This window comes from Ensifer sp. Root31 (assembly GCF_001424825.1).
GTDB classification, from domain to species: Bacteria; Pseudomonadota; Alphaproteobacteria; order Rhizobiales; family Rhizobiaceae; genus Ensifer; species Ensifer canadensis.
This window is the reverse complement of record NZ_LMCO01000006.1, coordinates 300,049-314,329: the sequence shown is the minus strand read 5'-3', so window position 1 is coordinate 314,329 and position 14,281 is coordinate 300,049. Positions and strand designations below refer to the sequence as shown.

Genomic DNA, 14,281 nt, shown 5'->3' with positions numbered 1-14,281 from the left:
GGCCGCTGCCCAATAGTAAGGGAGGACTTCAATGGACGCTCTGGTTGCGCAGCATTTGCTCAACTGGCTGGTGCTCGCCAGCATTTATACTCTACTCGCGCTCGGCTTTAGCTTGCTCTTCGGCGTTCTGGACGTCATCCATTTTTCCCATGGCGACGTCGCCATGGTGGCACCCTTCGTGGCGCTCCTCGCCGTGCAGACCGTGGCAACCGTCGCCGCGCCAATGGGAGCGCCCGCCGCGCTGCTCCTCGCGATCCTCGTCTCCATGGTCGCAATCGGCCTGTTGGGCGTCCTCTTGGACTGGCTGGTGATACGACGCTTCCGCAATGCTCCGGCCATGATGGCCCTGGTCGCCACGGTCGCGCTTGGCACCGTCATCCGCGAAATGATCCGGACCTTCTATCCGCAGGGCTCGAACCCCAAGCCTTTCCCGGCAATCGCCTCGGGCTCGTTTACGATCGGCGATTTCGTAGTCCCGGCCTTCAGCCTGATCGTGATCGGCGTCAGTGTCGCCATGGTCGTCGCGCTTTTCGCCCTTCTAACCCACACGCCGGTGGGCATTAGAATCCGTGCCGTCGCCGAAGACCGCAACATTGCGCGGCTGATGGCAATTAGGCCGAACCAGATCTTCGCCGTCACCTTCTTCATCGCCTCGGCGGTAGGCGCGATGGGTGCCGTGTTCTTCGTCAGCCATGCGGGCGTTGTGCGCTTCGACTTCGGTGTCCAGCTCGGCTTAATCGGCTTTTCGGCAGCCGTTATCGGCGGGTTGGGCTCGATGCAGGGTGCCATCCTTGGCGCCCTCCTCATCGCAGGCGTCGACGTGTTCGTGCAGATCGCCGTGCCCGACGGGGCATCCTACCGGCTCGTCTTCATGTTCGTGCTGACCATCCTGGTTCTGGTGCTCAAGCCCTCCGGCTTGTTGGGCAAACCCGTCTTCGAGAAAGTCTGATCTATGTCGCAAACCGAAATTGACACCGACGTCCTGGCCATCCGTCCGGCGTTCGCAACGAATGCAGCAATCGTCACAGCGGTCGAGATCGGCGGAGCCGTCCTGCTCGGCGCGTTCCTGCTCACGGAAAAGACAGCAATCACCGTGCTCCTGCTCGCGCTGATGGGCGCGATCTTCGCCCTTATGCAGGTGCGCCCGCAGCTGGAAGAGCGCATCGTCAGCGCATTCCACGACCAGCGCCGCCTCGCCACCGCGCTCGGCGCGCTGCTCGTGCTCGCCTATCCCTTCTTCATGCAGGGCAGCAGTTATGTACTGCATCTCCTCATAGTGGCCCAGCTCTATGCCGTCCTTGCGCTGGCGTTGAACTTCCAGCTCGGCAGCGCCAACATCCCTAACTTCGCCACCGGCGCCTCCTACGGCATCGGCGCCTATACCTCAGCGCTGCTGGCGATCCACTTCGGTATTTCCTTCTGGTGGACCCTGCCCGCCTCAGCCGTGGTCGCGACAATTTTCGGCTTCCTTCTGGGCTTTCCATCGATGCGCACCAAGGACAGCTATCTCGCGCTCGTCACGATCGCCTTCGCCATCGTCATCCATCAATTGCTCAACAACTTCAGTTGGACTGGCGGCGCCAACGGCCTGGTTGGCATCCCGGCTCCGACCCTCTTCGGCCATTCCTTCGCCCGGCCGATCGAGATCTTCGGCTTCCGCCTACCTAGCCAGGCCAATTTCTACTATCTGTCCGCCGTTCTCGTAGGTGTGTCGATCATCGCCGCCAAGCGGCTGCATGACAGCCGCGTCGGCCTTGCCTGGAATGCGCTGCGCGCAGATCCGTTGGCCGCGCGCTGTCAGGGTATCGACATCGTGCGCTACAAGATGCTGGCCTTCGGCGTAGACGCCTTCCTCGCGGCTTTCGCCGGGACGATCTACGCCTTTTATGTGAGCTACATCTCGCCTGACAACTTCACCTTCCTCGTCTCAGTCACGATCATGACTATGGTGATCGTTGGCGGCATGGACAACACGCTCGGCGTCATCATCGGTGCATTCCTGCTGACAATCCTGCCGGAAAAGCTGCGCATCTTCTCGGACTATCGGCTGCTTTTCGTTGGGATTGTCGTCATCCTTTTCCTCATCTTGCGCCCGCAGGGTCTCTTCCCGCAGCGCGCCCGCAACTACGGAGCCCATCAATGAAGAAACCGCTCCTGGAGGTTCGCGACCTGTCGATCCGTTTTGGCGGTCTCGTCGCGGTGGCGGAAGTCGACCTCGAACTCAATGCTTCCGAAATCGTCTGCATGATCGGCCCGAACGGCGCCGGCAAGTCCACGCTCCTCAATCTGATTTCTGGCATCTACACCCCGAGCCGTGGGAGCGTGACGCTGGAGGGACAGGACATCACCGGCTGGCCTGCCCATCGCATCGCAGCGGCAGGGATCGCTCGCACCTTCCAGTCGAGCAGGCTTTTCAACGATCTTACGCTGCTCGACAACGTGCTGATCGGAATGCATACGCGCACGAGCACCGGGGTATTGCAGGCGCTGCTGCGCCCAGCCAAGGCCCGCGCAGAACTGGAAAGTGCGGCCGAACAAGCCAGCGCATTGATCCGCTCCGTCTCTCCGCATCTCTATCCACGGCGCCACACGCTTGCCGGCGCCCTGCCGCAGGCCGACCGCCGGCGGCTGGAAATCGCCCGCGCGCTCGCATCCGAACCAAAGGTCGTCATGCTGGACGAGCCCTCTTCCGGCATGGACGATCGCGATACCGATGCGCTCATCGCCGACGTGAGGCGGCTGATGGCCGAACGGCCGGGCCTCTCCTTCCTGATCATCGAACACGACATGCGGCTGGTCGCGACATTGCCGGATCGGGTCGCCGTGATCGACTACGGACGGAAGATCGCCGACGGCGACTTCAGCGAGGTGCGACTGCTGCCGCGGGTACAGGAAGCCTATCTCGGACAAAAGGCCGCCAATCATGCTTGAGATGAAGTCTGTAAGCACCAGCTACGGCCCCGTGCCGATGCTCCGTGACGTGTCGCTGCATGTCGGCCCCGGCGAAATGGTCTGCCTGCTGGGCCCAAACGGCGCGGGCAAGAGTACCACGTTCAACGCCATCTGCGGGCTGCTGCGCAGCGATGTGGGGAGCATCCGCATTGCCGGCAAGGATGTGAAGGAGAGCGGCACGGAGCGGCTCGCCAGTCTTGGCGCGGGCTTCGTGCCGGAAGGCAGACGTCTTTTCCCGACGCTAACCGTGCGAGAGAACTTGCGGCTGGGCTTCGACGCCGCCCGCAACGCGGCGCTCGATTTCAACGCGCAGATCGATCGCATGGCCGACCTCTTTCCGCGCATCCGCGAGCGGCTCGGCCAGAAGGCGGGCACCATGTCGGGGGGCGAGCAGGCCATGGTCGCGCTTGCCCGCGCTCTGATCGGCGATCCGGCACTGGTTGTCATGGACGAGCCATCGCTTGGCCTTTCGCCAAAGCTGATCGACGAATACTTCCAGATCGTCGCCCGCATCCGCAACGAGGGTAAGGCCGTTCTGCTCATCGAGCAAAACGCGGAGACGGCCCTATCGATCGCCGAGCGGGGCTACCTCCTCATTCGGGGACAGATCGTTCTCAGCGGTCAGAGCAGCGAACTTCTGAAGGACGACACGATCCGCCATCTCTATCTCTAGTCATCCTGCGGTCGATCCGACCATGCGGCGCCAGCCGCCCGAATCCAGCCTCGTTGGCCGGATTCGGGCAGTGCTGGCATGATGCGATGCGGAGCCTACCAGGCGGTCTGAACGTTTTTCCGAACCAGCGGTCCAGCAAAGACTATTTAGCCGATGCATGATCGCACGGTATTTCTCATGCAGGCATTTCAACGGCTGGCGGTCGGGCACCTCCCAAGAGGCCACCTGCCTTGCCTACTATCTTCCTTCCAGAACGGGAGCTTCCCTTGACAGTGACCACCCAGCCAGAACGCATCGAAGTGGACGCACTCGGCCCGGTAGAAATACCGGCGGATGTCTATTACGGGCCACAGACGGCCCGCGGGATCACCAATTTCCCCATTTCCGGCATACGGATCAGCCATTTCCCGCATTTCATCCGCTCGCTCGCCTATGTGAAGATGGCTGCCGCACGGGCGAATGTGCAGCTTGGCGATCTAGATCCGTCAAAGGGTGAGGTGATCTGCCGGGTCTGCGAGGAGATCGTCACCGGCCGGCATCATGACGCCTTTCCCCTCGACGTCTTCCAGGGCGGCGCTGGCACCTCGACGAACATGAACATCAACGAGGTCATCGCCAATCGCGGCCTGGAAATGCTCGGTCGACCGCGCGGTGACTATGCGGCCCTGCATCCCAACAATGACGTGAACCTCGCCCAATCCACCAACGACGTCTACCCGACCGCCATCCGCCTCGCCATCCTGTTCTCGCACAGGAAGCTTAGCCAGGCGCTGGAGCTTCTGGCGGCAGAATTCGAGGAAAAAGCAGAAAGCTTCTCCGACATCCTCAAGCTCGGGCGCACTCAGCTGCAGGATGCAGTGCCCATGACGCTCGGACAGGAGTTCGGTGCCTTCGCCATTACCTTGCGTGAGGACGTGGTGAGGCTACATGAGATTGTCGCTTTGTTCCGGGAAGTGAATCTCGGTGGAACCGCGATCGGAACAGGGATCAATACCAGCGCGGACTATCAGACGGCGGCTGTCGACGAACTTCGCGCGGTCACGGGCCTGCCTGTCGTCGCTGCCGCCAATTTGATTGAAGCGTGCTGGGACACGGGCGCCTTTGTCCTTTTCTCCGGCATGCTGAAGAGAACCGCCACAAAACTGTCGAAGATCTGCAACGACCTGCGCCTTCTTTCCAGTGGCCCGCGAGGCGGGTTAAACGAGATCAGTCTCCCTGCCTTGCAGCCCGGCTCGTCCATCATGCCCGGCAAGGTCAACCCGGTGGTGCCGGAGGTGGTGAACCAGGTGGCCTTTCAGGTCATCGGCTACGACCTGACGATCACGCTCGCATCGGAGGCCGGGCAATTGCAGCTCAACGTGATGGAGCCTGTTATCGCCTACAACACGCTGCATTCGATCGATCTACTCACAAATGCGATCGAGACGTTGCGCATCCGGTGCGTGTCTGGGATCACGGCCAATCCCGAGGCCTGCCGCAAGCATCTCGAGGCCAGCACCGCGGTGGCCACCGCGCTGACACCCGCGATCGGCTATGAGCGCGCTGCCGATCTCGCCAAGGAGATGCTTTCGAGTGGCATGACGATCCGGGACGTTCTTGCCCGGCAGGCCGATCTATCGGAGGATCTGATCGCGCAGACCACCGACCTGCACCTGCTGGTGCGGCCGACACCCGCCAGACGGGCCGTGTGAACCGGCATTCTTCCATCCCCGCAGGGCGCTGCCAGCCCCCTGCTCACTGCTCGGCGTTCTCCTGAATGCCGAGCATTTTTCTATGGGAGACGCGCGATTGATGTTCGGCGACACTCCTCACATCTTCGCATCTCAAGGCGCGTCTCACCGAGCCATGACGAAGCACGCCGACTGAAAGAATTTTCTGATCCAATGGATCAACAAATCGTCGTTTTCATTCTGACTGCCCATCCTATCCTGGAAGTCCATGATTTCGAGGTGGCAGCGTGAATCTCTACGAAGTCCTCAGGGTCTCTACTGACAGTACGTGTTCCGAGATAGACGCTGCCTACCGACAACGGACAGCAACTCCCCAAAGCGGTTTTCTCGGAAAACTAGTGCTGTCGCTGCAATTGTACGCGGACGTCGACTACGCCTACTCCATCCTCTCCAATCCACAAACGCGTCAACGCTACGACAGATCTCCAAGTGAGTTTCTGGAGTTCTATCAGGTACCAATTGTGATCTAAAGGGAGATCCCAACATGATCGGCATCCATAAATCCGACCAACCGCTCCTGGACGCGGCCGCATGCGCGGCGCGCGGCGACCAAAACGCCGTTCGGGTCGCGATCAAGCAATCCGAGGCGCTGGCTGCCCGGAGTAACAGGCAGGTTTTCGCCAACCTCATTCTAGCGGCACGAGCGTTTTTCCGCTCTTCGAGAAAGGGCGATGCTGTTCAAGGGAGAAGAGCAACCCACCCCGCTGATAGCCTAGGATGATAATGGGCGCACCAGGCGCCGGCGACAACACTGCCAAAGCCCGTTCGCTCGCGGTTTGACCGGTTAAAAGCCTCGCCTCGGAGGATCAACATGGCAACGGCCAAAGGCCGAGATCCGGGAAGCCTAGGCCCGGCAAGCCGCTCCGCTTGATCGAGGGGTCGCACAGGGAGCGACCATCTGTACTCGGCCCCTCATTTGCCCGCCCTTACAAGCGACCTGGCGATATCGATAATGTCGTCTCTGGCGGCCGTTGGGTCGTCCTTTGACCACGCGACGCCCAGCCCGATGCGGAAGTCGATGCCTCTGACCTTCCTGAGCTCGAAATTGCGATTGGGAAGATCCAGCGTCCATTCCGGCGCAAAGCCGATGCCAAGACCGGCCGACACCAGGGACACCAGCGAGAAGGTGTCGTCGCAGCTATAGGCAACGCTCTTCGACAGATCGTGCTCCTCGAACTTTTCCGTGAAGTAGCGCTCGGTAAAGGACAGGTTCTGACGTGAGAACGAGATGATCTTCTCACCCTTCAGGTCCTCGATGCCGATCTCGCCTCTAGCAAGCAGGGCGCTGTTCTTCTCCACCGCCAGAAGGTAGCGCTCATGTGCAATCGAGAAGAACCTGAGCGAGCCGATGTTTTCGACCGGGCGGATGAAGCCGAGATTGATCTGGCCGTTCTCCAGCCCGCGGATGATGTCGTTGGTCGAGCCGCTTGATATATGCAGCTCGATATCGGGATATTTGCGACCGATGCGCGCCAGGAACGCCGGCAGCAGACCAATCGTTGCCGGATAAACGGTTCCGATCCGGATCTTGCGCCTCGCCTTGCCGGCAACCGAGCGCACCACCTCGGTCGACAGGTCGACATCGCCCAGGATCCTCACACAGCGATCGTAGTAGATCTCCCCTGCCCTGGTCAGTTCGACCTTTCTGGTCGAGCGCTCCAAGAGGCGAACGCCGAGTTCCTTTTCCAGCGACTGGATCTGACAGCTCAAGGCCGGCTGGGCGATATGCACCCGGGCTGCTGCCCGACCGAAATGCAGCTCCTCGGCAACCGCCACGAAATAGTTTAGCTGGCGAAGTTCCATAGGATGCTCCTCCATTGGCAAACACAAGGATGCACCGACCTGCATTATGGCAGGCCGCCAATTGTTGACTGTTGATGAAAAGTTCGCGCACATGCGCACGCGCGGCTAGAAGAATCGCCGCACGTTGCCTACACCTGTAGTCGTAGTCGCTCTCGTCACACCCGTCAAGCGATTTCGATACACATGTATTCATTTTAGGAACTGCTTATGGCCGAACTGACCCCGGAAGCTAACCGAGCCGCTCGCGCCATCCTAAAATGGTCTGTCCGTGATCTTGCGGAAAAGGCAGGTATCGCGTTCTCGACCGTCCACCGCTTCGAATCCACGGGAAGTGCAACAGCGTCCACAAAAGAGAAGATCAAGGCAGCGTTCGCCGCACATGACGTCGAAATCACAAACGGCGACTACACCGGGGCGCGCCTTCTGCTTAAACCCCGGGACTAGTTCCGCCACCTAGTGCGGAAAACGACGGATCTTCAAAGACAAGTCGCTTCACGCGTCGGACGCACTTCGCTCAGTCGCAGCAGCGAGGCCGGAAGGAACGGTTTGCCTTCTCGGCCAATGATATGGCCGTCGCCTACCTGCCACTGCTAAATTTCGATGGAACTTCGTGGCCTGTCCCCAGAAAAATAGGGGCGGCGTGATGTAATCTGTCCCGACGCATCGAGCGACCATCATATTCTGGATCAATGGGACTACTGGCCCTAGCCTTGACGCGGCGTCCGCTAGCTCCCCGAGCGGCAACGCGATTTGCCTCATGCGCGCTTGTATCGCCCACATAGAACCGTGTTCTACCATGACACCGGCGAATTACGGTAATCGACGAACAGAACGCCGCCCTGTCCTGCCCGCTGAGCGATCACATCGGCGATGCCGGCTGTGCTTGTTTCAATATCGAGCGGGGCGTTCTCGCCGCCCATTTCGGTTCGCACCCAACCGGGAGATACTAACAGGTAGGTCTTTCCATCTCCATGGCGACGCGCGGCAAAACTCTTCATTGCCTGGTTAAGTGCCGACTTGCTGGCTTTGTAGACATCCCAGCCCCCACCCTCGTTGCCGCTGACGCTGCCCATATTCGATGACATGACCGCGACGACCCCGTCTCGAGCGACCAGCTCGCCGATCATCCCTACAAAGCGCATCGGGGCGAACACGTTGGTCAGCATAATACGTTGGAATTCCTCGGAGCTGACCGTCTCGATCGGTTGCGATGGATCATTCGTGATACCGGCATTGACGAAGAGAATGTCGAACCGCACTCCCTCTAGCCGTCGGCGAAGCTTGGTGACATCTTCGTTAGAAAGGATATCCATACGGGCGACGAAGGGTGCGCGTCCGATTTCGCTGCCAATGGCGACCAACGCCTGCTCACCGGCATCGTTTCGCACAGTGGCAAAGACATCCCATCCGCGTTGCAGGTAGGTCCGCGCTAGGCCGAGGCCCAATCCACGCGAGGCCCCAGCAATGAGCACGCGTTTTGGTTTATCGAGTTCTGTCAACAGTTCGCTCCAAGAGTATGGATCCACAAAGCAACTAGAGCATCTTCCCCGGGTTAAGCTGGCCATCGGGATCGATGCTCGCCTTGATGCGTTCCAAAAGGTCCAGTTCTACGGCGGTCTTGTGCTGACGCAACAGCATCCCCTTCAATTTGCCAATCCCGTGCTCGGCCGACACTGATCCATTATATTGTCCGACAATTGAGTAGACCACATCAGCGACACTGTCCCGCCAGTCTCCGCCCATGGACCCGACTTCGGGCAGGCAGACATTGTAGTGCAGGTTACCGTCACCCAGATGGCCGAACACGGAAATCATCAGATCGGGAAACGTGGCGAGCAGCCGGCTCTCCGCCTCGGCCAGAAACGGCGCTATCTTGGAAAGTGGCAGCGCAATGTCGTGTTTGGTGGTTTGTCCCAGCATCTTCTCCGCTTCGGGAATGGCTTCACGCAGGGCCCACAGCGTCTGTGACTGCGCCAGGCTCTCTGCAATGATGGCATCATCGACCAACCCCTGTTCGAATGAAGCCCCCAGAAAGTCTTCGGAAAGATCCCGCAAAACCGCATCATCCACGCCACCCGAGACGGTCAGCAAGACATACCAGGCATGCTCCTCTTTGAAGGGAGGGGCGACGCCTGAATGCCGGCATGTCTCTTCGAGCGAAAACCCGGAGATGAGCTCGAAGGCAGAAAGCAACCCCGGAACTTTGCGTCTTGCCAGAGAAAAGAGCGCAATTGCCGCTTCGACGCTTCGCAATCCGCAAAAGGCGGTCGTTGTGCCCTTTGGGGGATCGAAGAGCTTCAATACGGCCTTCGTTACGACCCCGAGCGTACCCTCCGAACCGACGAACAGGTGGCGAAGCGCATATCCGGTATTGTCCTTGTACAAGGCGCGCATGCCGTTCCAGATCCGGCCATCCGGCAACACCACTTCGAGACCCAGAACAAGTTCGCGCATGCTACCGTATCGCAGCACGTTCGATCCCCCGGCGTTGGTCGCGATGTTGCCTCCAATCTGACAGCTTCCCGATGAACCGAGGCTGAGAGGAAAGAGGCACCCCCGTGCCTCCGCCGCCTTACAGACGTTGGCAAGGATCGCGCCCGCCTCGACCGTCATCGTCATGCTCTCGCAGTCGATGTCGACAATCCGGTTCATGCGGCGGAGAGACAGAACGGCTTCGCCTTCAGCCGATGCCGCTCCGCCGACGAGGCCCGTATTGCCGCCCTGCGGAACGATGCGGACGCCACGGGCCGCGCACGCCCTGACAAGGATCGAAACCTCCTCGGTCGTTCGCGGCAAAAGCACCATTTCGGCGGCTCCGCGAAAATAGTCGCGCTCGTCCGTCAGGTAGGGTTCGAGATCGACTCTGTCGGTCAGGACGCGGTCATCGCCGCAGAGGCGTCGAAGATGCACTGCGAAAGCCTCCTCTTCCGGCTGCAAAGCCCCGCGGCGAACATCATTCGGTTTGTTGCCCACGAGCGGCTCACCTCTTGGCCGATGCAGCAAGCACCGGCGTCAAAATCTGGGACGCGGCCCGGTCCATCGCCTGCTCCAGCCGGTCGGCGACGATGTCGACCTCACCTTCTGTGATGATCAATGGCGGCGAGAAGGCAATGGCGTCGGCCATGTTTCGGGAGATGACCCCGAGTTCCTGAAGCTCGCGGTTGACGAGCGCACCGAGCGCGCCCGGCTTTTGCCACGGCTCGCGTGTTTCCCGATCTGCAACGAGTTCAATCCCGGCGATCAGACCGATACCTCGCACTTCGCCGGTCAGTCTGTGCCCAGCCAAAGCATGCAGACGCTTTTGCAGGTGCCGGCCGACCTCGCGCGCATGGGCAACGAGATCGCGCTCCTCGATGATGTTGATGTTTTCCAGCGCGACAGCAGCCGCGACGGGATGTCCGCTACCCGTAAACCCATGACCGAGGACACCGATCCGGTTTGATTCATCGGCAATCGGCTCAAACACCACGTCGTTGATCAAAACGGCCGATATCGGCAGGTATGAGGATGAGAGCTGCTTGGAGAACACCATGATGTCCGGCGTCATTGCGAAGGTCTGACTTCCGAACATCTGTCCGGTTCGTCCGAACCCGCAGATGACTTCGTCGGCAACGAGCAAAATCCCGTACTTGCGCAGGACGGCCTGTATTTTTTCCCAGTATCCCTTTGGCGGAAGGATGACCCCACCTGCCCCCATCAGCGGCTCGCCGATGAAGGCCGCGATTGTCTCGGGGCCCTCGGCGAGGATCGTCTGCTCGAGTTCAAGCGCAAGCCGCGTCGCGAACATGTCCTCGCTCTCGTCAGGCTGCGCTTCGCGCCAGTAATGCGGACATCCGACGTGGATCACCTGCGGCAACGGCAGGTCGAACGAGCGGTGATTGTTCGGCAACCCGGTGAGGCTGGCCGATGCTATGGTCACGCCATGGTAGCCGCGGTGACGGCTGATCACCTTCTTGCGCTGCGGCTCGCCCATGGCGTTGGATCGATACCAAAGGAGCTTCAGCACGGTATCATTTGCCTCGGACCCCGAATTGGTAAAGTAGGCTTTCGACATCGGCACCGGCGCCATGGTCACCAGCTTCTCCGCAAGATCGACCACGGGCCCATGAGCCTTGTGCGTGAAGGTGTGGTAATAGGGCAAGCGCGCCATCTGCCGACTGGCCGCGGCGACCAGCCGTGGCTCGGAAAAGCCGACTGCTACGCTCCAGAGCCCGGCCATCGCTTCGATGTACCGCTTGCCGGATTGATCCTCGACGTAGATGCCGTCGCCCTTTTCGATGACGAGAGGTCCCTGCTCCTGATGAAGCCTTGCATTCGTGTAGCTGTGCAGATGGTAGGCGACGTCTCGTGCCTCAACGGAGTTCGGATTGGCGGCCATCGTGTCGTCCTTCATGTTGTTTGGGTGCATGGCTGGTTTCATGACCGGTAGTCGCCGTTGATCTCGACGTAACCGGCGGTCAGATCGCAGGTATAGACACGGTCCGTTGCCGGCCCGATCCCAAGATCGACACGAATATCAATGTCGGAACGGCGCATATGCGCCGAAGCGGCCGCCTCGTCGTAATGCGCATTGCGCGCGCCTTCGGTCGCAACACAAACAGCACCGAAATGGATCGACAGCCGATCACGATCGACGCGCTCGCCGGACTTTCCGACCGCCATTACGACCCGCCCCCAATTGGCGTCTTCACCGGCGACGGCCGTCTTGACGAGCGGGGAATTGGCGATGGCGCGCGCGACGTTGCGCGCAGCCTCTTTCGTCTCGGCGCCCGTCACTTCAACGGTGACGAACTTGCGTGCACCCTCTCCATCACGAACGACCTGGCAGGCTAGGTCGAGCAGGAGCTCAATGAGCGCGGCGCGAAAGGCGGCAAGGCGGGGATCGTTCGCCAGGCTGATGGCCGGGGCGCCCCGCGTGCGCGCCTTGCCGGTCGCAAACATCAACAGGGTATCGGACGTTGATGTGTCGGAATCGACAGTGATCGCATTGAAGGTGTCAGTCACCGCATCCGAGAGCAGCACCTGCAGTAGGTCGCCGGCGATCGGTGCATCGGTGAAAACGAATGCGAGGGTCGTCGCCATATCCGGGGCGATCATGCCTGAACCCTTGGCGATACCGGCAATGCGCACCGGCGTCTCACCCAGAAGAACGGTTCTGAAAGCGCCCTTCGGGAAGGTATCGGTGGTCATGATAGCTCGCGCGCCAAGCTCGAAATCGACGGGCTCCAACCCCTCGACAAGTTCACCCATGACGGCATCGAACTTTCGTGCGTCCAGAGGCTCGCCGATCACGCCGGTCGATGCGAGATAGATATTCTCTGCCTTGCATCCGATCGCCGCGGCCGTCAGCGAGGCGCTGTGATGGACAGCCTCTCGTCCCTTGTTCCCGGTAAATGCGTTTGCATTGCCGGAGTTGACGAGCAGCCCGCGCGCGGCGCCATTCGAAAGCGCTTGCCGGCACCATTCCACCGGAGCCCCGGCACATTTCGATCGGGTCAACACGCCGGCCGCCACCGTGCCTGGATCGAACGCCACGAGCAGGACATCGGTACGGTCGGGATATTTGATGCCCGCCTTGGCCGCTGCCAGTCGCACGCCTTCAATCTCCTGAAAATCGGGGAACCGCTCGGGAGCAAGCGGCGAAATGGGAAGTGTCCCGGCCATTGCCATCACCGATCCGTCAGGCCGCCAAAACAGGCGTATTTCAGCTCGACATATTCTTCGATGCCGTATTTCGAGCCTTCCCGGCCCATTCCGCTTTCCTTGATCCCGCCAAACGGTGCGAGTTCGGTGGAGATCAGCCCCTCATTGATGCCCACCATCCCGAACTGAAGCTCCTCCAGCACGCGCCAGATCCGATTGATATCGCGGGCGTAGAAGTAGGCCATCAGGCCGTAACGCGTGTCGTTGGCGAGGCGGATGACTTCCTCTTCGTCGCGGAAGCGAAACACCGGTGCGATCGGACCGAAGGCCTCCTCCTGCGCCAGGCGCATGGAAGCGGTCATGCCGCTGAGTACCGTCGGTTCGAACCAGGTGCCACCCAACGGGTGGCGCTGCCCTCCCGTTTCGATCCGCGCGCCATTTTCGACGGCGTCGGCGACCAGAGCCTCGACCTTTTCGACGGCACGTTCGTTGATAAGCGGACCCTGGAGCACATCGGGTTCGCTGCCGTTTCCGACCTTCATGGCCGAAACGGCAGCGCTCAGTCGTGCAATGAATGCGTCGTATATCCCGTCCTGGACGTACATGCGGTTGGTGCAAACGCATGTTTGCCCGGAATTGCGGTACTTGGACGCGATCGCGCCGGTAACCGCCTTGTCGAGATCGGCATCGTCGAAGACGATGAACGGAGCATTGCCGCCGAGTTCGAGCGACAATTTTTTCAGCGTGTCGGCGCATTGGCGCATCAGCAGTTTGCCAACGGCCGTCGAACCGGTGAACGACAGTTTGCGGATTGTCGGATGCTCGCAAAGCAGTCGCCCGATGCCGGCGGCGTCCTTGGACGTAACAACGTTCAGAACGCCGGCCGGAACGCCCGCGCGCAGCGCCAGTTCGGCAAGTGCCAACGCCGTCAGCGGTGTTTCATCGGAAGGCTTGATCACCATCGTGCATCCGGCTGCAAGCGCCGCCGCTGCCTTGCGCGTGATCATCGCCAGGGGAAAGTTCCATGGTGTAATCGCGGCGCAAACGCCGATCGGCTGCTTGATCACCATGAACCGACGATCGCGTCCCGCCGACGGAATGACGTCGCCATAGACCCGCTTGGCCTCTTCCGAAAACCACTCGACGAAAGAGGCACCAAAAGCGACCTCGCCTCTTGCCTCATAGAGCGGCTTTCCCTGTTCGGCAGTGATGAGTTGCGCCAATTCCTCTGCGTGATTAACGATCTCGGCAAACCAAGCGCGCAGGATCTGAGCGCGTTCCTTGGCGGGCCGGTTGCGCCAGTCGGTCTGCGCTCGTTCAGCGGCCGCGATCGCTGTTTCGACGGCGTCGGCGGCAAGATCCGGAACCGATGCAATCAATGCGCCGGTCGCCGGATTGATAACATCGAAGGTCTGCCCGGAAGCGGCAGAAACCCACTGTCCGTCGATGAAGGATCGATCGCGAAAAACGGATGTCATCG

Annotated in this window: 13 protein-coding genes; 7 read left to right on the top strand and 6 right to left on the bottom strand. The window is 60.5% G+C overall.

Annotation, left to right across the window (positions count from 1 at the left end):
- Window positions 1-31: 31 nt before the first annotated feature.
- The 6 genes from ASD00_RS08350 (at window position 32) to ASD00_RS41280 (ending at window position 6,076) form a co-directional block, all read left to right on the top strand.
- A complete protein-coding gene (locus ASD00_RS08350; protein WP_057205998.1) occupies window positions 32-949 on the top strand; it encodes a branched-chain amino acid ABC transporter permease in 918 nt (305 codons plus the stop codon).
- A gap of 3 nt (window positions 950-952) precedes the next feature.
- Complete coding sequence (locus tag ASD00_RS08345; protein ID WP_057205995.1) at window positions 953-2,143, top strand: branched-chain amino acid ABC transporter permease; 1,191 nt, start codon at window positions 953-955, stop codon at window positions 2,141-2,143.
- Entirely contained in the window at window positions 2,140-2,931 is a 792-nt protein-coding gene (locus ASD00_RS08340; protein ID WP_057205994.1) for an ABC transporter ATP-binding protein, read from the top strand. Before ASD00_RS08345 ends, ASD00_RS08340 begins: the two co-directional genes overlap by 4 nt.
- The gene (locus ASD00_RS08335) at window positions 2,924-3,625 is read left to right on the top strand and encodes an ABC transporter ATP-binding protein (RefSeq protein WP_057205993.1); all 702 of its coding nucleotides are present in this window, start codon (window positions 2,924-2,926) and stop codon (window positions 3,623-3,625) included. The genes ASD00_RS08340 and ASD00_RS08335 overlap by 8 nt, the downstream gene beginning before the upstream one ends.
- Window positions 3,626-3,891: 266 nt before the next feature.
- Window positions 3,892-5,316: an aspartate ammonia-lyase gene (locus tag ASD00_RS08330; RefSeq protein ID WP_057205992.1), complete on the top strand. Its 1,425-nt coding sequence runs from the start codon at window positions 3,892-3,894 to the stop codon at window positions 5,314-5,316.
- Window positions 5,317-5,839: 523 nt separating this feature from the next.
- Window positions 5,840-6,076 (top strand): hypothetical protein, encoded by a 237-nt coding sequence (locus ASD00_RS41280; protein WP_057205989.1) that lies wholly within the window; start codon window positions 5,840-5,842, stop codon window positions 6,074-6,076.
- 191 nt (window positions 6,077-6,267) lie between these two features.
- Here the strand turns inward: ASD00_RS41280 and ASD00_RS08320 are convergent, their stop codons facing one another.
- Window positions 6,268-7,158, bottom strand: coding sequence for a LysR family transcriptional regulator (locus ASD00_RS08320; RefSeq protein ID WP_057205987.1), 891 nt, complete (start codon window positions 7,156-7,158; stop codon window positions 6,268-6,270).
- A gap of 207 nt (window positions 7,159-7,365) precedes the next feature.
- Here ASD00_RS08320 and ASD00_RS08315 point away from each other — a divergent pair, with 207 nt between their 5' ends.
- Window positions 7,366-7,602, top strand: coding sequence for a helix-turn-helix transcriptional regulator (locus ASD00_RS08315; protein ID WP_057205985.1), 237 nt, complete (start codon window positions 7,366-7,368; stop codon window positions 7,600-7,602).
- Window positions 7,603-7,949: 347 nt separating this feature from the next.
- Here ASD00_RS08315 and ASD00_RS08310 read toward each other — a convergent pair whose 3' ends face one another.
- The 5 genes from ASD00_RS08310 to ASD00_RS08290 all read right to left on the bottom strand — a co-directional run bounded on the left by ASD00_RS08310 (window position 7,950) and on the right by ASD00_RS08290 (window position 14,279).
- Window positions 7,950-8,657: an SDR family NAD(P)-dependent oxidoreductase gene (locus tag ASD00_RS08310; RefSeq protein ID WP_063963237.1), complete on the bottom strand. Its 708-nt coding sequence runs from the start codon at window positions 8,655-8,657 to the stop codon at window positions 7,950-7,952.
- A 34-nt stretch (window positions 8,658-8,691) separates the two neighbouring features.
- Entirely contained in the window at window positions 8,692-10,068 is a 1,377-nt protein-coding gene (locus ASD00_RS08305) for an FAD-binding oxidoreductase (protein ID WP_244496027.1), read from the bottom strand.
- Between the two features lie 70 nt (window positions 10,069-10,138).
- Entirely contained in the window at window positions 10,139-11,536 is a 1,398-nt protein-coding gene (locus tag ASD00_RS08300; protein WP_057206165.1) for an aspartate aminotransferase family protein, read from the bottom strand.
- 38 nt (window positions 11,537-11,574) lie between these two features.
- Window positions 11,575-12,822: a bifunctional glutamate N-acetyltransferase/amino-acid acetyltransferase ArgJ gene (gene argJ, locus ASD00_RS08295; RefSeq protein WP_057206163.1), complete on the bottom strand. Its 1,248-nt coding sequence runs from the start codon at window positions 12,820-12,822 to the stop codon at window positions 11,575-11,577.
- Between the two features lie 5 nt (window positions 12,823-12,827).
- A complete protein-coding gene (locus ASD00_RS08290; RefSeq protein ID WP_057206160.1) occupies window positions 12,828-14,279 on the bottom strand; it encodes an NAD-dependent succinate-semialdehyde dehydrogenase in 1,452 nt (483 codons plus the stop codon).
- Window positions 14,280-14,281: the final 2 nt, after the last annotated feature.